The 18,544-nt window shown below is 38.9% G+C and carries 19 protein-coding genes; 6 read left to right on the top strand and 13 right to left on the bottom strand.

Annotated features, from left to right (window positions below):
• The first annotated feature begins 265 nt into the window (after positions 1-265).
• The 3 genes from MUO15_RS03295 to MUO15_RS03285 all read left to right on the top strand — a co-directional run bounded on the left by MUO15_RS03295 (position 266) and on the right by MUO15_RS03285 (position 3,243).
• A complete protein-coding gene (locus tag MUO15_RS03295; RefSeq protein ID WP_245033381.1) occupies positions 266-1,072 on the top strand; it encodes an MBL fold metallo-hydrolase in 807 nt (268 codons plus the stop codon).
• Between the two features lie 434 nt (positions 1,073-1,506).
• Positions 1,507-2,481, top strand: coding sequence for an NAD(P)H-dependent flavin oxidoreductase (locus MUO15_RS03290; RefSeq protein WP_245033379.1), 975 nt, complete (start codon positions 1,507-1,509; stop codon positions 2,479-2,481).
• A gap of 345 nt (positions 2,482-2,826) precedes the next feature.
• The gene (locus MUO15_RS03285; protein WP_245033377.1) at positions 2,827-3,243 is read left to right on the top strand and encodes a citrate/2-methylcitrate synthase; all 417 of its coding nucleotides are present in this window, start codon (positions 2,827-2,829) and stop codon (positions 3,241-3,243) included.
• Positions 3,244-3,703: 460 nt separating this feature from the next.
• Here the strand turns inward: MUO15_RS03285 and MUO15_RS03280 are convergent, their stop codons facing one another.
• A complete protein-coding gene (locus MUO15_RS03280; protein WP_245033375.1) occupies positions 3,704-4,147 on the bottom strand; it encodes a hypothetical protein in 444 nt (147 codons plus the stop codon).
• A 279-nt stretch (positions 4,148-4,426) separates the two neighbouring features.
• On the opposite strand from MUO15_RS03280, the gene MUO15_RS03275 reads away from it, so the two are divergent.
• Positions 4,427-4,918 (top strand): ABC transporter substrate-binding protein, encoded by a 492-nt coding sequence (locus MUO15_RS03275; protein ID WP_245033373.1) that lies wholly within the window; start codon positions 4,427-4,429, stop codon positions 4,916-4,918.
• 129 nt (positions 4,919-5,047) lie between these two features.
• Entirely contained in the window at positions 5,048-6,037 is a 990-nt protein-coding gene (locus MUO15_RS03270; protein WP_245033371.1) for an ABC transporter substrate-binding protein, read from the top strand.
• 68 nt (positions 6,038-6,105) lie between these two features.
• On the opposite strand, the gene MUO15_RS03265 is transcribed toward MUO15_RS03270, so the two are convergent.
• Positions 6,106-6,699 (bottom strand): nitroreductase family protein, encoded by a 594-nt coding sequence (locus MUO15_RS03265; protein WP_245033369.1) that lies wholly within the window; start codon positions 6,697-6,699, stop codon positions 6,106-6,108.
• Positions 6,700-7,220: 521 nt separating this feature from the next.
• Here MUO15_RS03265 and MUO15_RS03260 point away from each other — a divergent pair.
• A complete protein-coding gene (locus MUO15_RS03260; protein WP_245033367.1) occupies positions 7,221-7,766 on the top strand; it encodes a CBO0543 family protein in 546 nt (181 codons plus the stop codon).
• Between the two features lie 158 nt (positions 7,767-7,924).
• Here MUO15_RS03260 and wrbA read toward each other — a convergent pair whose 3' ends face one another.
• The 11 genes from wrbA to MUO15_RS03205 all read right to left on the bottom strand — a co-directional run bounded on the left by wrbA (position 7,925) and on the right by MUO15_RS03205 (position 18,540).
• Complete coding sequence (gene wrbA, locus MUO15_RS03255) at positions 7,925-8,539, bottom strand: NAD(P)H:quinone oxidoreductase (protein WP_245033365.1); 615 nt, start codon at positions 8,537-8,539, stop codon at positions 7,925-7,927.
• 124 nt (positions 8,540-8,663) lie between these two features.
• A complete protein-coding gene (locus MUO15_RS03250) occupies positions 8,664-9,272 on the bottom strand; it encodes an alpha/beta hydrolase (protein ID WP_245033363.1) in 609 nt (202 codons plus the stop codon).
• Between the two features lie 14 nt (positions 9,273-9,286).
• A complete protein-coding gene (locus tag MUO15_RS03245; RefSeq protein WP_245033361.1) occupies positions 9,287-10,213 on the bottom strand; it encodes a ring-cleaving dioxygenase in 927 nt (308 codons plus the stop codon).
• A gap of 102 nt (positions 10,214-10,315) precedes the next feature.
• The gene (locus tag MUO15_RS03240; protein ID WP_245033359.1) at positions 10,316-10,765 is read right to left on the bottom strand and encodes a MarR family winged helix-turn-helix transcriptional regulator; all 450 of its coding nucleotides are present in this window, start codon (positions 10,763-10,765) and stop codon (positions 10,316-10,318) included.
• A 286-nt stretch (positions 10,766-11,051) separates the two neighbouring features.
• Positions 11,052-11,918 (bottom strand): CvfB family protein, encoded by an 867-nt coding sequence (locus MUO15_RS03235; protein ID WP_245033357.1) that lies wholly within the window; start codon positions 11,916-11,918, stop codon positions 11,052-11,054.
• Positions 11,919-11,990: 72 nt separating this feature from the next.
• Positions 11,991-12,995 carry an LLM class flavin-dependent oxidoreductase gene (locus MUO15_RS03230; RefSeq protein ID WP_245033355.1) on the bottom strand — a complete coding sequence of 335 codons (1,005 nt, stop codon included), beginning with the start codon at positions 12,993-12,995 and terminating at the stop codon, positions 11,991-11,993.
• Between the two features lie 67 nt (positions 12,996-13,062).
• Positions 13,063-13,443 carry a PadR family transcriptional regulator gene (locus tag MUO15_RS03225; protein ID WP_245033353.1) on the bottom strand — a complete coding sequence of 127 codons (381 nt, stop codon included), beginning with the start codon at positions 13,441-13,443 and terminating at the stop codon, positions 13,063-13,065.
• Positions 13,444-13,569: 126 nt separating this feature from the next.
• Positions 13,570-14,085, bottom strand: a complete 516-nt coding sequence (locus MUO15_RS03220; RefSeq protein WP_245033351.1) for a P-loop NTPase family protein — start codon at positions 14,083-14,085, stop codon at positions 13,570-13,572.
• A gap of 284 nt (positions 14,086-14,369) precedes the next feature.
• Positions 14,370-15,200 (bottom strand): 3D domain-containing protein, encoded by an 831-nt coding sequence (locus tag MUO15_RS03215; RefSeq protein WP_245033349.1) that lies wholly within the window; start codon positions 15,198-15,200, stop codon positions 14,370-14,372.
• 308 nt (positions 15,201-15,508) lie between these two features.
• Complete coding sequence (locus MUO15_RS03210) at positions 15,509-17,128, bottom strand: ABC-F family ATP-binding cassette domain-containing protein (protein WP_245033347.1); 1,620 nt, start codon at positions 17,126-17,128, stop codon at positions 15,509-15,511.
• 74 nt (positions 17,129-17,202) lie between these two features.
• Entirely contained in the window at positions 17,203-18,540 is a 1,338-nt protein-coding gene (locus MUO15_RS03205) for a DUF2252 family protein (RefSeq protein WP_245033345.1), read from the bottom strand.
• Positions 18,541-18,544 lie beyond the last annotated feature (4 nt).

Raw genomic sequence — 18,544 nt, 5'->3', positions numbered from 1 at the left:
ATGGCGACTGCTATCAATATAAATCCCAAAATAAATCCCAAAAAGTTTAACCCAGTTGGATGGAAATCAATGCAAACCATATTCGAGATTCAGGTAAAATTGATCGCGTTGTCACGGCAGCCGTCCCCCCTTTTTACAAATACAACGGTCTGGATATTAAAATGACTGATGAAGCTGGAAAGCTGATTTGTATATCTCATTGCTCGATGGCGGTCATTGGTAAAAGGTAAAACCATTACTAAATAGATAGGAGTGTGAACAAACCATGATAGATGTGTATGAGAAAGAGGACGTTACCTGTGTAGAGGGGAGAGTTGTAAGGTCTGGTCGCAAAGGAGGTACGATTTATGCATTTTTGGTAGACGGCATGTTAATTGATACCGGACCCAAATGCCTTGAGTCTGAAATAATTCCTTTCTATGAAGATCATTCGATTGAGCTAGTCACATTAACTCATAGCCATGAGGATCATACGGGAACGGCTTCATGGTTTCAAGAGAACCGGAGTGCTCCCATATATATTCATCCTAAAGGGATCAATATATGTGCGCAGCCATGTCCATATCCAAAGTATCGCCAGATTTCTTGGGGAGTACGAAAAGAGTTTGAAGCCTTACCGCTTGGAAATACGATTCAATCTCAAAGTCAAGATTGGAAAGTGATTTATACACCGGGTCATGCAGGTGACCATATCTCTCTTTTTCATGAAGAAACAGGGAGGTTATTTTCAGGTGATTTATTTGTGGCACCGAAGACAAAGGTCATTATGGATAGTGAATCGATCCCGCTAATTATGAATTCAATCAGAACGCTGCTCTCTTATGATTTCGGACCAATGTTTTGCTCCCATGCTGGCTACATACAGGATGGAAAAAGGATGTTAAAACAAAAGCTGAATTATCTTGAGAATCTTTGTGATGAGGTGAAAAGTCTACATAAGGAAGGACTCCCAATTGCTGAAATCAATAAAAAGCTTTTCCCGAAAAAGTATCCAATTGTCGCAGTTTCCGGAGGAGAATGGGACTCTTTGCATATCGTCTCTTCCATTATTTCTGATGAGAAGCTTATATAAAACCAGTAAGTAGTTTGTTCAACTTAAACTAACGGGTTCTGCCTTGTTTAGTACACTGGATGAGGGTGAACTATTTACCACAGTGGAAACTAAGTTAAATTTCCTTAAAACCGATTTGGGAAGGTAAACTCCGCGCTGAAAGTAAAATTATAAAAAAGGGAGTTCTACTGGTTTAGTTGAATGTCATGTATATGATAAAAAAAGGAAGTCTTGTTGATCATTCAACTAGTATGTGCATGATTCTAAAAGGAAATGCTGATGGCAAAAGGGGCAAATCGTAAGGATCTTCAAAAAAAGTATTAAGAATGAAACCAATTAAAATGAGTGATTTTACACTTTCTACAGTTTAGATTTACTAAAATTCAGAGTACATGTTTTTCAAAAACAATAGAGGCACAAATTACATTCCTAAAAATTGAATGGAGGAACAGCAAATGTCAAGAATTCCGTCAACACTTCAGAATTTGCGTATCCCTGTAATTGGATCACCGATGTTTATTATTAGTAATCCTAAGCTAGTGATCGAGCAATGTAAGGCAGGGATCGTTGGATCAATGCCTGCACTGAATGCTAGACCCGCATCCTTACTTGATGAATGGTTGGCAGAAATCACGGAGGAGCTCGCAGCTTATAACGCAAAAAATCCAGATCGTCCAGCTGCACCATTTGCTATTAATCAAATTGTTCACAAGTCAAATGAACGGTTAGAACACGACATGGAATTGTGTGTAAAGTACAAAGTTCCCATTATTATTTCGTCCTTAGGTGCCCGTGAGGAAATATTTGATACAGCACATAGCTACGGGGGAATTGTTCTGCACGACGTAATCAACAACACTTTCGCACACAAGGCAATTGACAAAGGTGCAGATGGCTTAATTGCAGTTGCCGCAGGAGCTGGCGGTCATGCTGGTGTGAAGAGCCCTTTTGCTTTCATTCAAGAAATCCGACAGTGGTTCGATGGTCCACTTGCTTTGTCCGGATCGATTGCTACGGGAGGTGCAATCCTGTCTGCCCAAGCAATGGGGGCTGATTTTGCATATATCGGCTCACCGTTCATCGCAACGCATGAAGCCCTTGCTTCTGAAGAGTATAAGCAAGCAATCGTTGACAGTACGTCTGATGATATTGTTTATAGCAGTCTTTTCACTGGTGTACATGGAAATTATCTGAAACCATCCATTCGAGCAGCAGGATTAGATCCTGACAATCTTCCTGAAAGTGATCCATCCAAGATGAATTTTGGTGAAGAGGCTGTCAAGCCATGGAAGAATATTTGGGGAAGCGGTCAAGGTGTTGGTGCTATTAAAGAGGTTACTAGTGCAGCAGAATTTGTAGATAAACTTTATAAAGAATATCTTGAAGCAAGAGACAATCTAATCAGCCGTAGTGTTGTTAAAAAGATCTGAATCTGAAAAATCATCCTATTCTCATATTTTAGCCTTAACATGGTGAGTATTCGTTTGACTTAGGAAGCCGTACAACGCTATTGAGAAACCTAAATATATAAAATTAATCCCGGAAATCCTTAGCGTGAGGAATTCCGGGATTTTAATGGATAAAAGAGGCTTAGCGTAGGGTTTTTTTAATGTTGGCGAGACCCCTTAATGTGGAAAAGTCTATAGTTAAATCGTATTTGTAAACAAAAATTGGTTTACAAACGTTAAAAATTCCTCCTCATAGAAATGGTCATATTTATATAGAGTATTGGGGCATTAAAAGGACCGTTACATGGAGGTGCGCCGACGGGAGTGTTGGATTATATTGAAGATGTAAAACATCAATCAGTTGAAGAAGTTATTAGAGAAAAAATGACTAACCGTGAAAAAGTAATGGGATTTGGACATCGCGTTTATAAGACTAAAGATCCTAGAGCTGAAGCATTAAAAGCACAATTAATGAAAATTAAGCCTAAACCAGATTGGGTCGATTTTACATTAAAAGTTGAAAATGAAACAGTTAGTTGGCTTGATGAATTAAAGCCTGGTCGTAATCTTTATGCAAATGTCGAGTTCTATGCAGCAGCGTTAATGAAAGCTATTGGAATACCTGCAGATCTATTTACACCAATTTTTTGTTCTAGTCGAATCGTCGGGTGGTCAGCACACATTATGGAGCAATCCAGAAATAATACAATCTTTAGACCTGGAGCTAAATACAAGGAAAACTAATAGAGAATTTCGATCGCGTCTCACTATCAGAAGTTTACTCATATAATGAGACGTGATTTAATTTTCAATTAATGAGTGCCTATAATATATATTATGTTAACCTGATAAAAATTATTCTTTAAATCTCTCTTCTCTATACGTGATTTATTTATTTGCTCAATGGTATCCCGAAATATAGGATCAATTTTTAACCATCTATAATAAGTTGTTAATTGTATTTCAATCTCCTCACAAGCACCTTTAATTTGACCATTACTTTCATAAATTTTTAAGAATGTGTTCTTCCTTTCTTTGACCAATGTCTCTTTATCAAATTTTCTTTGCAGAAATAGTTCTTTATCCTTGTTTATATCTAAATTAACAGAAAATAGTTAGTAAGCTTTTGATTTACATAAAAGCCGGCCACTTCATAACGAAGCAGCCGGCTTTTTAGGGTATATATTTATTAATATACGTTGACTTATAGAATGTCGTTTAACAAACCATCGTCGGATTCATTATCACTTTGAACAGATCCTTCTACGCCTGTTTCAACATCTACATTAGTATTATTCTCGTCTTCATCATCCTCAAAAATGCTGTCCAGATTTAAGTCTAGACCTAGTCCCGTTCCTAGATCGACACTGGAAGAATCTGATCCATTATCACTTTCAACTGACCCTTCTACTACTGTGCCAACATTTAAACCAGTGTTGTTATCCCCTTCGTCCTCAAGGTTTAGGTCCAGACCTAGTCCTGAGCCGAAGTCAATACTTGAAGAATCTTCTTCACTCTGCAGGCTGGCATTAACAGCAGTATTGGCTTGTACATCTGTGTCCCCTTCTGCAGCAAAGACCGTACCAGATGATACGATTCCCAGTCCTAAAGTTAAAGCTAACCCTGTCGTTGCGACAGTTTTAAACATAAAAAAATTCCTCCTTATAATTTGATTCACTAAGCTTTCGTATGAAAAAACAGATTGGATCATGTTTTTTTGTCGAATGAGCCTAAAAGAGTAAGCTATTGATAGAAATTGTATTTTTGGTAGAGAAAAATGCTTGCGTGTAAAAATAGTCATAATCCAATTCGAGGGTTAGAAAAAGAACTGTTTTCCCAACTGTTAGGACGTCATTGCTAATAAATAACAAGAGGTATAACGCTCAAAATCAAGGAGTATATATAGTGTAAAGCCGAGGTGATATGAATGAAAAAAATGCAGAATGAAGGGGTGTCAACTACAACACCGGAAGGCATGATTTATGTGGTCGATCCATCACCGTTGAATTGGTTGTATATACTCTACAATACGATGGAAGAATCTGTAAGGGCCGACCATTCAGGTGCAATTATCCCTTCTCTTGCTAATTATGAATGGAAAAGTGATACCGTTTTAGAACTTAAACTAAAAGAAGGTGTTACCTTCCACGATGGCGAGCCTTTTACGGCACAGGTGGTCAAAAAAAGTGTTCATGAACTGCTACGTTGGTTAGTGCCTCATCCTCCTGGATCCTTTCTTAATTATTTTAAGCCAACAACCTTGAAAGTCATTGATTCCTATACAGTTCAACTTTACTTTCCCAAACCGGATGGATTGGCTGTCGCTAAGTTGAGAGCCACCCATTTTGCGAACTTTCTTTTTTGGAATTATCTTGGTTTCGGTTACCGAAAGCTTGGCTCAGCGGAGGGCCATTGGTGAGTACTTGACGCACCCGGCCCGTGGGGTACCGGACCGTTTGTTTTATCAGAGGGGTATTCATCTATTGAAAACCTACTTGCATTTATTAAAAAAGAGCCTTTAGCAGGAACCTGGCTTACCGAGAAAGAATTGCGAACCCCTTTCGTCACCTTAAATGCGAACTTAAACTATCGTGAACCCAGACGAGGGCCACGGTTAAAGAGAGTGATTTTTCGGAATGGTCTATCAAAAAAAGAGGCGTTAAAGCTTTGTACATCAACAGAAGGCTATGTGGATCTCGTAACTGAACTTACTCCTAACGATGCGCGGCAGGTTGAATCATCTCAGTATGCGAGGTTGGTAACCTCAGATGGAAATGAGGTTGTCACAGGTGTGTTTAACCGTTTCCAATCTGAGGTCGATTTTGATAGTTATGACCTGAGAGCTTCGTTAAATATGGCTATTCAGCGTGAAGAAATAGTCCAAAATGTATATAAAGGAATGGCGACACTAACTCCAGCACTAACACCGCCATGGGCCTATGATTTTCCAGAGGGTTTAGAACCCATTAAGTACGATTTCACAAAATCTCGTGAGCTATTTTTGAGGTCTAACTATCCAAAAGATAGACCTCTGAAAATCGCTGCTTTTAAAAAGCATGAAAGCCTATTGCATGTTGTGGCAGCTCAAATACAAAAAACTTTATCTACCCAAGTTACGACCATCGTTGTCCCACAGGATCAAGAAGTAAAATGGAAACGGGTGGTTGCTGAAAAGAAACTGAATCCTGGTTGGGATATTTTATTAGCAAGCACAACGACCCAATTTTATGAGGGAACCCCTGCTTTTTTCCATCGAGAAATGTTTGGTTCTGATGGGGCCCTTCGAACTGGTCCGGAGCTTCCCGGATTCGATCAGATATATAAGAAGATGGCAAATCAAGTTCAACGGGAGGAATTACTCGCGGCAGCAAAAGAAGTGGACCGATATGTATTTGAAAAAGCACTCTCTTTATTTCTGTGTGTCCCGCAAAAGATTTACGCGGTTAATAAACATGTAGATTTCAAACCATATCGAACTACTCTTGAGCTTGCAGAAACAGAAGTTGGAGAAATGCACTGGTCACGAAAGGTAAGGTAAGGTAAAATTAATAAAGGAGGCTATTCATTAGGAATAGCCTCCTCCTTTGTTTATAGTGTCATGATCGCCTAGTTTCTTTTTAATCCATCAGCAGTTGAAATCCATTTTGTCACATCATTAATATGCTTTCTATTCCCCGCAGGTATATCTTTTTCAGGGAAACCAATATAAAGAAAACCCAATACTTCACCATCTTTAGATAATCCAAACAAGTCTTGCATTAATGGATCATAGGTAGGTTTACCGGTTCTCCAAAACCCACCTAAACCTAATGCGTGTGCTGCTAAAAGCATATTTTGAATCGATGAATACACAGCCCCATATTCTTCTTTAGCCAAAACTTTTGGATCATCGGTTGGTTCTGCTGCTACAACAATCACAGCAGGTGCGCGAAATGGCTTTCTTAATCTCTTCGCAAGTTTTTTCTGATTATTTTCCGTTGAAGGATCCTCCATGTCTTTTTCCGCAATCTTCGCAAGAGCTTCCCCGAGCGGTTTTCTCCCATCTCCTGTTAACACAAAGTAGCGCCAAGGCTCGGTTCTGTGATGACAAGGGGCCCATGTACCAGCTTCTAGTATTTGCTCTAATAAATCTTGTGGAACAGGTTTCTCCGAGACAAGTCCCACACTTCTTCTAGTTTTAATTGCTTCTAAAACATCCATTTGAACGGCCTCCCCAATGGTGTGATATCTCTTTTACTTACAATCCTTGTTTCATTTAGCTTGCTGTAAATGAATTGGATCTATTATATAGCTTACTATACATGCGTGTTTTCAACTAGCTGTATGTACAGGTTCGCTTGTTATTAATTTTCAAGGACTTCATTGATTATATATTATCCATATATTTCATCTGTAACTTTGAAAGGTTCACCTTCCCCCACTGTAATTTCATCGTTGTATTAAAATGCAGACGGATTGCATCTTAACTGAATGTCGTATACATCGCACCTCCTATGTAAAGAATGGGATTAACGCAAAGATAAAACAGAATACAGTTTAAATGAATATTCAAAGATCAAGTAGGGCAAATAGATAAGGTCGCGTAACTTCCAAAACTTGCATTTAAAATATCAAAAAGTCTGCTAAGAACATCATAACCAAAATGAGAGCGCCCTGCACATAAATCATATGATCTCATCTAGACATGGCAAAGGTTGGTGACTAGGTTGGAGCTTAACTATATGGAAAAGATCATTCAAATCCAAAAAGAGAATGCTCAGTTACAAAAGCACCATTATTTTGAGGAGATTTTATTTTCTTATCAATGGTGGATTCTCATTACAATAACCGTTACTCTTTGGGTGTTATGGGCGGTCCTTGTAGATAAAAAACGATTAAAAAGCATATTAATTGTGGGATTTATTACGAGCCAGCTTGCCATTATTCTAGATGACATCGGCGTCTCCCTTGCACTTTGGACTTATCCATATAAAGTCATCTACTTTACAAGCCGATTAAATACGGTTGATATAACCATTATTCCAGTAACGTACATGCTTTTATATCAGTATTTTAGATCGTGGAAATCTTATTTAATAGTACTTGCCTTGTTTTGCCTATTTGCAGCTTTTGTCGCAGAACCAATTTTTGTTAAATTGAGTATGTATAAACTCCTAAGTTGGTGGGAATTCTGGCACTCTTCCCCTGGATATATGTTAATTGGGATATTTGTAAAATGGTTAGTTGATAAACTTGATAGGTACACGCAGAAATGGAAGTTCTTCTAGGGGTTTGATAAATTGCTCGAAAGCATCCAGCTTTTATCTAAAGAAGCTGGATGCTTTTAATAACCATGGTATCTAGTTTCATTTGACTATACCATATAAGATAAGCCACTTCTTCAGTCAAAGAAGAAGTGGCTTGCTTAACCTGCATGATGCTCATGTTATTGTTGTTGGCCCTGCTTCACCCAAGAAGCAACAGTGGCAGTACGTTTGGCTTGATGTTTCACAGCTTCTTGAACATCTTCCTGCATATTTCCCTCCTGATCAACGGTAACACTTGTGCCATAAGGGTTACCGCCTGCAGAGAATGTTACAGGATCTGAATACCCTGGAGCGGCGATGATCGCACCCCAGTGCATCATCGTTGTATAGAGATTTTGGATAGTTGTTTCCTGACCGCCGTGCGGGTTATTCGCTGAAGACATTCCACTAACTACTTTGTTAATCAGTTTCCCATTAAACCAAAGCCCTCCGGTTGTATCAAGAAATTGCTTCATTTGTGCCGGCAAGTTACCAAAACGAGTTGGCATGCTGAAAATATAAGCGTCTGCCCACTCAAGATCATCTAAAGCGACTTCAGGTACATCTTTTGTTGCATCAATATGAGCTTTCCAAGCCGGGTTTTGTTCAATTGCTGCCTGTGGGGCAAGCTCTGGGACTTTAACCAATTTCACTTCAGCACCTGCTTGCTTCGCTCCATCCTCTGCCCATTTTGCCATTTTGTAGTTTGTACCTGTTGAACTGTAATAAATCACTGCTAATTTAACGTTTTCCATTGATGAATCGCTCCTTTTTGTATCTTTTTTAAACAAATCTACTATCCCCATCTTAGCACCACCATTCCACGACCAATTCTTCACCTGTAATATCAAAGCTTTATGGTTTAAAGAAAACGACATTCTACTTGACCGTATGCGCATACCATTGTGCGGCTTTTTCAATTTCATCACGAGTCAATTGATGCCCGTTATTCTCCCAATGGACTTCTACATTTGCTCCAGCTTTCTGAAGCATTTCAGCTAGTTCTTCGGTTTGCTCCGGCTTACAGATTGGATCATTTGTCCCTGCCCCAATAAACACAGGAATACCGGATAAGTCAGGCAGTGTAATACCTCTTCGTGGAACCATCGGATGAAGTAAGATAGCACCTTTTAATGCATCTGAATAATGGAACAAAAGACTGCCGGCAATATTCGCACCATTGGAATACCCAATAGCGACAATATTACTACTGTCAAATCCATGATCTTTTGCTGCATTCCCTAGAAATTCTTCCAGACCTTTCGTTTGTGTGATAAGGTCTTCTTCATCAAAAACCCCTTCAGCCAAACGTTTGAAAAACCGCGGCATGCCATTTTCGCTTACATTACCACGTACGCCTAGAATAGCCGCAGATTCATCAATCATACCTGCGACAGGCAATAAATCTGTTTCCGTTCCTCCCGTACCATGTAAAAGAAGCAATGTTGGCTTCCTTTCGTCTGTTCCCTTATGAAAAATGTGTTTCATTTATTGGTCCTCCCTTAATTTTCGAATGGGGTAAGAAGATCTTCAATTTGTGATCGTTTCGATTCGAGCCATTTGGGAAGTTTTAGCTCTTCACCTAACTCGGTAAAGGACTCATCGCGAGTAAACCCTGGAGGATCTGTGGCAATTTCAAACAACAATCCACCCTGTTCACGGAAGTAGATAGCTTCAAAGTAATCACGGTCCTTTACATCCGTTGGGTAGAATCCAATTTCATCTAGGTGCGTTTGCCACTCCTTATGATCGTTAAAGTCGCTGGCACGAAAGGCAATGTGATGAACAGTGCCTACTCCCATTATTCCCCTTGGACTCGCTGCCAAATTTATATCCAGGATATTTCCTAAGTTACCATAGGATTGAAACCGAAGATATTCAGCTTCTTGGCCAACCTTTTCCATCCCCATGACGTGTTCAAGCAAATTAGCTGTCTTATATGGTGTAGCTGTATTTAATACGGCCCCTCCGAAGCCTTTAATGGCTTTATCTGGGGATATGCTGTTTTTATCCCACTTACTATTTGCCCCTTCCTTCCGAGCGACAATTTCCAGGTGGAGACCGTGGGGATCTTTAAATTGGATGAACTCTTCATTAAAACGGGTTTCTTTGCTAACCTTTACACTAAAGTTTGCTAGTCGTTTTTCCCAGAAATTAAGAGATTCCTCTGGAGCAACGAATGTAGTAGTACCAACTTGACCAGATCCAATACGTCCTTTTTGGGCGCCGTCCCAGGGAAAGAAGGTGATAATCGTTCCCGGCTGACCTCCTTCGTTACCAAAATACAAATGGTAAGTACCCGGGTCGTCAAAATTTACTGTTTTCTTAACTAGTCTTAAACCAAGAACATCAGCATAAAAATCCACGTTTTCCTGTGGATTGCCTACGATAGCAGTAATATGGTGGATACCAGCAGTTGTTTTTTTCATCGTTATTCTCCTTAATGGTTAGCTTAACCAAATAATGAATCTCTCATGACAAGACACTTTAAGTTCAATTATCTTTAATTCAGGATATTTGCGTAAAAAAATTTACGAATACTTTAACGAAAGACCCAATCTTTTTAGCAAGATAATCAATGTTTTTTGTTCATTTTTACTCAATTCACCGAAAATATCTTGAATGGTTGCCTGATGTTTTGGGAAGATCTCATCCATTAATTTCTCCCCTCCATTCGTGATATCAGCATAGATCACCCGTCGGTCTTTAGGACATCTCACCCGTTGCAACAGTTTCTTTCCTTCTAATTTATCAACAACATACGTAATGCTTCCACTAGCAAGCAAGATTTTCTTGCCAATTTGTTGAATGGGTTGCTCACCTTTATGGTAGAGCAGTTCCAATACTGCGAATTCAGTCGGATTCAGCCCATACGTTCGAATGTCTTCCCTGATCTTCTCTTCAACAGCGTGGTACGCACGAGATAACACGATAAACGATTTTAATGATGAATCATGATCAGTATTATTATGCTGCTCCATTTCATATCATATCCTTAATTCATTTATCTCTAATTCAAGATAAATATATCATGTGTATTTTCAAATTGTCAAGGTTCGGGCACGGTATCATTTTTTTCAGGATCTAACTTGTCGGCATTTTCTCAAACAAAAATTTAATTTTTGGTAAAAAAGAAGCTCGTTGTAAATCAACTAAGCTTCTTTACCTTTTATTATCCTCTTAATTTTTCATTCTTCCGAAAGAAATTTAAAACCCAGTTAACCAACTATAAACGGATAGACCCTACTTATTAGATATCCCCCTTACTTAGTCATTGTGCTTCATTACTGTCTGATTCTGCTTTTGTATAACTTTATCTTCCTTCATAAGTTTCCCTATAGCTCGCTTAAACGCAGATTTACTAATTTTAAATGTATCCCTTATTTCATTTGGATCACTTTTATCTGTAAATGGCATAACCCCATCATGGTCAACTAAATAATTGTAAATCTGGTCAGCATCTGGGTCCATGCTATGCTGCTTTAAGGGGCGAAGTGAGATGTTTAGCGTGCCATCCTCTTTCACATCTATAATACGACCTTCTATAGTTTCACCTAATCTTGGCTCAGTTTTCCGTTCATAAGGATGAATAAAGCCACGGTAGCCTTCTTCCGTTAAGATAAATGATCCTGCTTTTGTAGATCTGTAAATTCGCCCGACAATGGTCTCATTCAGCAGGTTTTCTGGAGCCTTTTCAAGATCCTCCAAAACTTCTCCCTCTGAAATCGGCTCTGCAAACACTCTTCCTTTTTTATCTTTTTCCAAGCTGACAAATAACCAGTCACCTTCTTTCGGCCAGACCTCTTTAAGTAGTGGAAGATGATCTTTTGAAACAAGGAAAGCTTTGTCAACCCCGATATTCACAAAAACACCTAAATTTTTCACGACTTCCGCAACTTCCGCCCAGCCATAAGCATCTAAACGAACTTCTGGCAGAAACATAGTCGCTACTGGATTTTTCTTGCGATCATTATAAAGAAATACGGTGACATGCTCACCAATTTCCTCGATCTCACCATCAACTTGCTCATGTGGGAGAAGAATTTCATCTTGTCCATCTGATAAAAGAAAACCTTCTGCTGTTCTTTTTATTACATCCATTGACTGAATCGTGCCTATTTTAGTTTGATTCATGAAATCCCTACTCTCTTTCACTCATAATGCCTTCTATTATAGCTTAATCAGTAAGTAAAGAAAAAGCATTTATTAATTTAAAGTGTTTGCAATATAATCTGCCAGCAACTTATAGGAATGTTTTTTTGCTTCAAAATCAAAAATATTGGTGATGAGAAGAAATTCATCCGTTTGGTATGCTTCACTTAATTGCTTTAGTTTTCTATAGACCGTTTCGGGTGTACCAACGATCGCTCTTTTGCGATTACGTTTAATTTTCTCTAGCTCCTTCACTGTAAATGTATGCCCCTTCACTTCACTAATGGAGGGAACTCTCGTTTCTAAACCTTTCTCTACTTGCAATAGCCACATATCCTGACTTAAGGCAAGTTCTTCCGCTCTCTCTGAGGTGTCAGCACAAACAACGAATACACAGGCATTTACTTCGGGCTTCTTCAACCCTGCAGTTGGCTTAAACTTTTCACGATAAGTCTTCAATGTTTCTGCTGCATGGTCGGGATTAATGAAATGGCCAAAGGTGAAGCCTGTACCATTGATAGCAGCATGTCTTGCCCCGCGTTCAGAAAGACCTAACACCCAAACATCCGGGTTATCCGAAGTATGGGGCTTGGCAGACACTCCATAGTAAGCATGCTCCTTTGGAATAGTTCCATGTAAGAATCCCTGTAACTCTTTCACTTGTCTTGAAAAAGAACTTAGTGGTTTATCGGTTCCATCTGTCAGAGCTGCCCTCGTTTTTTTACCTCCACCAGGGGAACGTCCCAAGCCTAAATCAATTCGCCCAGGGAAAAGAGCTTGTAAGACTTTGAACGATTCTGCTACCTTTAGTGGACTATATTGAGGTAGAAGTACACCGCCTGAACCAATGCGTATTCTTGAAGTTCTTGAGGCAATATGCGATATTAATACTTCTGGTGAACTGCCGGCTAAACCGTTCGTATTGTGATGCTCAGCTACCCAATATCGTTTAAAGCCCAGTGATTCTGTCCATTGAGCCAATTCGATCGTTTGCTGTAATGCTTGTTCTGCCGTTTGTCCTTTTGATATAGGGCTTTGATCTAACACGCTAAGCTTCATTTTGACTTTCCTTTCTGGCACCTCCTAATTATTGAGGCTCTTCTTTTATTATTCTCGTATTTAGATGTTAACGATACACGTCTTTCATAATTTGATTTAGTATATTAAGCTGCTCTTCAAATAAAATTTTGTATCTCTTTTTAAGCACATCAAATTCTTCTTTACCTTGGTCTGTTAAAGAATACCAGTAGACCTTTTGTCGTTTCTTTTCATATGATTTATAACCATCTTTACGATTAAGCAATCCCTCTTCTGTCATGTCATGCAGTGTATCCAGTAATGTAGATGGCGCCGGGATCCAATTGTTTGTCAGCTTGTGGAACTCTTCCTTGAAATGCTCACTTATCATTGGTTGACGAACTTGTAACAAATGCATAATATAAAATTTAGTGAACTGTGCGGCACTCATATTCAAAGCAAATCTTTTTGGATTGTTTTTATGAGACAAAGTAACCTCACCCCTTACCTGTTATAGGTTTATTCTACATTAAAAGGGTGTGGCGTTGTCTAGTTATACGAACATTCGTTCAGCTTAATGATTGTTTGGGGATTGTTTCGGAGTTACTACTAAGTTTTAAGAGAGAGTGTTTACTTTTTTAATAAATGAGTTCACCGCTTTTCGATGAGGGAAAATCAAGATTTGTGCGTGTTGGCAATGCTGCTCAATAGCTGTTATTGCCTTGTTTCTTTTTGTTTTAGGATAATCCCATATGTATTTGAGAAAAGCCAACTCCATTCGTTCCGGGCAACCCGGGCCAATATCTTCTCTTGTTTTACCGATATTTTTCAACCATCTTTTAAGTGCACTATACAGACAAACATATCGATTTATATCCAGAAAAATAATGGTATCGGCCAGTTCTAACCTTTCCTTCCAAACCCCACTGTAGTTTCCCTCGATAACCCATTCGTTTTTTTGTAAATAAGGAGCCTGCTTCTCTCCTAACTCTTCTTGAGTGGATTCCTGCCAGCCAGGTTTCCAGAATAATCGATCCATATGTATAACTTCGTACTGATAGGCTTGTCCTATTTGTTTGGCTAATGTCGACTTTCCCGAACCAGCTGAACCAATGACAACAACCCTTTTCATACCGTTCCCCCCATATTTAAAAGCCAGGTTAAACTACCTGACTTCTTTAGAATGGTACCTCGAAATGTTTGCTTTTTATCATGATTCATTCACATAAACATGCTATCTTTCATAGTTTACCAATATCTTGTTTATAACTAAAGAAATGTCGCTTTTTTGAAACTTAAGACATAATTTGTTCGTCTATAATAATGAAAAAAGTATTTTGCACAAAAAAAGCACACCATTGTGGGGGCAATAGTGCGCTTTTCCATTTAGTTTTATTATTTAGATCTATTTATCTATTATTGACTTAACACCTGTACAGTAACACTTTGTCTACCGAAGTTTAAAGCATCCTGACGGTTTGGCATATATAGATCAACGCGATTTCCGTCAATTGCTCCGCCAGTATCACCAGCAATAGCTACGCCATAACCTTCAACATATACTTTAGAACCTAATGGGATAACATCTGGATCTACTGCAATTACTTTTTGGTTAGGGTTTGCATTTAAATCAATACCTGTTGCCGTTACACCACTGCATCCTGTGCAGTTAGCAGTGTAAGCTGTTGCTTCAGCAGTGATCTCTTTTACAACATCATTACTAGTTGACTGTTCACTAGATTGTTCTGGCTCAGCACTTACTGGCTCTGGAGCTGGGGCCTCTTGTTTTTCAGGTTCAGGTGCCGGAGCAGGCGCCGGTGCCTCTTCTTTTTCTACCTTCTCTGGAGCTTTGGCAGGTGCAGAAGCCGCTTGAGCTTTCAATGCAAATTCATCGCCAGGGTGAATCAGTGTAGAAGAAAGGTTGTTCCAAGCCATCAACTGATCGACTGATATGTTATATTGTTGAGAAATACCAGATAATGTGTCACCAGATTTTACTGTGTATGTCGTGCTTGTTTCTGCTGAAGCTGAGGCTTCACCTGTTACAGTAAGTTTTTGATTAGGGTAAATTAAATTTGAATTTAAATTATTCCAAGCTTTTAGTTGATCAACCGTTACATTATTATTGTTTGAAATACCCCAAAGAGTATCACCTTTATTGACTGTATATTCTTCAGCACTAACAGATGTTGCGAATGCTCCTGTCAATGCAGCGGTAGCAGCTAGAGAAAAAACTGTTTTTTTCATAAGTTTGTGTCCTCCTCTTAATTGATGAGTTGTTTTAACCACAATTAAGATACTAACAGATATATAGATTTTTTTAAGAACAAAAAGCTAACAGTTTCTTTGCAACTATGACACTTCCTTTTCATCCAGGTTACAAACTAGGTCTATGGTTCTATAAAAGGCTTTCTTTTTTATATAAAAGTCTCAAAAAGTCGAATAATGCGCACTTTTTTTCGTTTTTCAATAGGAAAAAATAAATATTATTGCCTCATAAATCAAAAAACCTGCCCTAATTGGACAGGTTTTTATTAATATGATTTTGATTCTTATTATTCTGATAAAGCAGCTACTTGTTTTTGAACAGATGGATCTTGTAAATATTCATCATAGCTCATCTCTTTGTCAACAATACCTTGAGGTGTAAGCTCAATGATCCGATTGGCAATCGTTTGGATGAACTCATGGTCGTGGGAAGCAAATAAGATGGATCCCTTAAAGTTAATCAGTCCTTTGTTTAATGATGTAATCGACTCGAGATCCAAGTGGTTTGTTGGTTCATCAAGCAAAAGAACATTGGATCCTGACAACATCATTTTAGAAAGCATGCAACGAACCTTCTCTCCCCCTGAGAGCACATTCGATTGTTTCAATGCTTCTTCTCCTGAAAATAACATCCGGCCTAAGAAGCTTCTAAGGAATGTTTCCGTTTGATCTTCAGGTGAATATTGACGCAGCCACTCCACTAAGTTTATGTCAGAACGCTCAAAGAATTTAGAGTTATCTTTTGGAAAGTAGCTCTGTGATGTCGTCACTCCCCACTTAAATGTTCCTTCGTCTGGTTCGACTTCACCCATAAGGATTTGGAAAAGCGTCGTTTTGGCCACCTCATTACTTCCTACAAAAGCTACCTTATCGTCTTTATTCATTGTAAAACTTACATTATTTAATACTTTAACACCGTCAATCGTTTTTGTTAGGTTCTCAACAGTCAGCAAATCATTTCCAATCTCTCTGTCTGCTTTAAACGCAATATAAGGATATTTTCTTGAAGAAGGTTGGATATCATCTAAAGTAATTTTTTCAAGCAGTTTCTTCCTCGAGGTTGCTTGCTTCGACTTGGAAGCATTCGCGCTAAAGCGGGCTACGAATTCTTTTAAATCCTTAATTTTTTCTTCTTTTTTCTTATTCTGCTCTTCGGCCATTTTTTGGGCAAGCTGACTGGACTCATACCAGAAGTCATAATTCCCTACATAGATTTGAATTTTTCCAAAATCTAAGTCAGCAATGTGGGTACAAACATTATTTAAGAAGTGACGGTCGTGGGAAACAACGATCACAGTATTTTCAAAATCAATCAAGAAGTCTTCAAGCCATTGAATCGCTTTTATATCCAAATGGTTTGTCGGCTCATCTAGAAGAAGGACATCTGGGTTGCCAAAAAGTGCTTGGGCCAGCAAGACTTTAACCTTTTCAGAACCAGCTAATTCCGTCATTTGCTTGTCGTGCAAATTCTCTTTAATTCCGAGCCCCGTTAACAGGCGAGCTGCTTCAGAATCCGCTTCCCAGCCATTCATCTCAGCAAATTCACCCTCAAGTTCAGCTGCTCTCATTCCATCCTCTTCTGTAAAATCGCCCTTCATATAGATGGCATCTTTTTCCTGCATGACTTCATAAAGTCTTGTATGGCCCATAATAACTGTCTCAAGCACTTTGTATTCGTCATACTCGAAGTGGTTTTGTTTAAGTACTGCCAGCCGCTGGTCATTTTTTAAGGAAACGTCCCCGGTCTGCGGTTCTAATTCCCCGCTCAATATCTTTAAAAATGTTGATTTTCCTGCTCCATTTGCACCGATTAAACCGTAGCAATTTCCGGGTGTGAATTTTATATTGACGTCCTCGAATAGTTTCTGATCGCCGAAACGAAGACTAACGTTAGTTACATTTAGCATTACGAATCCTCCAGTATTTGAGTCTATAACATTCAAATTATATCATTCATTGTTAGAATCGAATAGGTATTCCCTTACTTTTCACCGTAAAAATCACTATTTCCATCTAACCATTCATTAAACAGAAGAAAATCCTCTTCCACTACTCGCTGATAATGCTTCGACCATAAATTGAGCTGCTGAATGAATTCTTTCTGATTTGGCTGAATCGCCTTTAGAATAGCTTCTTCACTATGGTAATCCATCAGGCCGTTTTCGATATCGGCATCTGCACGAGCATGGATTTTAGCAGTAATTCTAGCCATCGTTTTGATCGTTTCCAGCATAGACTTGGGGTCTTGTAAATCCTGAGCTTTCAGTTCGCCTGTTAAGGAGGACCGCTCTCTGACGTAAAAGTCATGTCCCTGAAGCGTAAAGTAACCCAAATAAGGATCAGCCTGGTGATGCATCGATTGCTGAGTATGGACAACCCTTCGTCCCTGATGCTTATGGTCATACCAGAATTTTTCATCGTATGGGAAGAAGTAAGCCGGTATCGGTGCTCTTGCTTCTTTAGCTTCTAAAATGATGTTCTCCCCATGTTCCCCTTCAATTAAGATATAGTATCTTTCTAACCCTGTTGATCCGATCCCCGCTCCTGCTTTTTTCATGACATCCTTAACTGAATAGTAATTTCTTTTTTTCTTTTTAGAGGCTGTGACGGAATCAATGTAATCCTCCCAAACACTAGTGAATTCATTTTTTTCTTGAGTTGAAAGCGAAATCAAATGATCATCTTCCATAAGCAATTGGATCGAATCATAATTGTTAACGGATGAATCAAGATTAAGTTCCGCCTGGCGTTGTTCAAGATCAACAAGAATACTCTTAATCGACTCATTCGTGTTAGTCTTGGTAAATTGGAGTTGAACGGGGTCATTCGTTCCTGATTGAAAGTCTTCGAGCTGCTTAATGTAATGATCTAAAAAACGTTCGACAAATGCATCAGAGTCCTCTTCATTATAGCCATGTTGACTACTCATTAAACGAATACTTACGACCATACGCATCACATCATACAAATAAGAACCAAAGTATCCTTCATCAAAATCGTCGACATCAAACACAATATCGTGCTGCTCATTTTGGAAAGCACTAATATTATCAAAATGCAAATCCCCGAGCAACCATGTAGGCTGATCTTCAGGTGTATGGAAAGTAAACGGAAGATCTGTTACGTCATAGTAGAACAAATACGCACTTCCTCTGAAAAAGCTGTACGGATTCTCTCTCATCTTCTCATACTTCTGCTTCCTATTATCTTGTGATAAGCCCATAAGCTTGCCATCAAATTGCTGGAGGATTGTAGCAAGTACCTGTTTTCTCAAAAGCTTCTTCGTTTCTATAATCTCATTCCTAATATTCTCTTTCATCGTT

This window comes from Halobacillus amylolyticus (assembly GCF_022921115.1).
Classification (GTDB): domain Bacteria; phylum Bacillota; class Bacilli; order Bacillales; family Halobacillaceae; genus Halobacillus_A; species Halobacillus_A amylolyticus.
The sequence above is the reverse complement of the archived record's forward strand: the minus strand, read 5'-3'. Positions and strand labels throughout refer to the sequence as shown.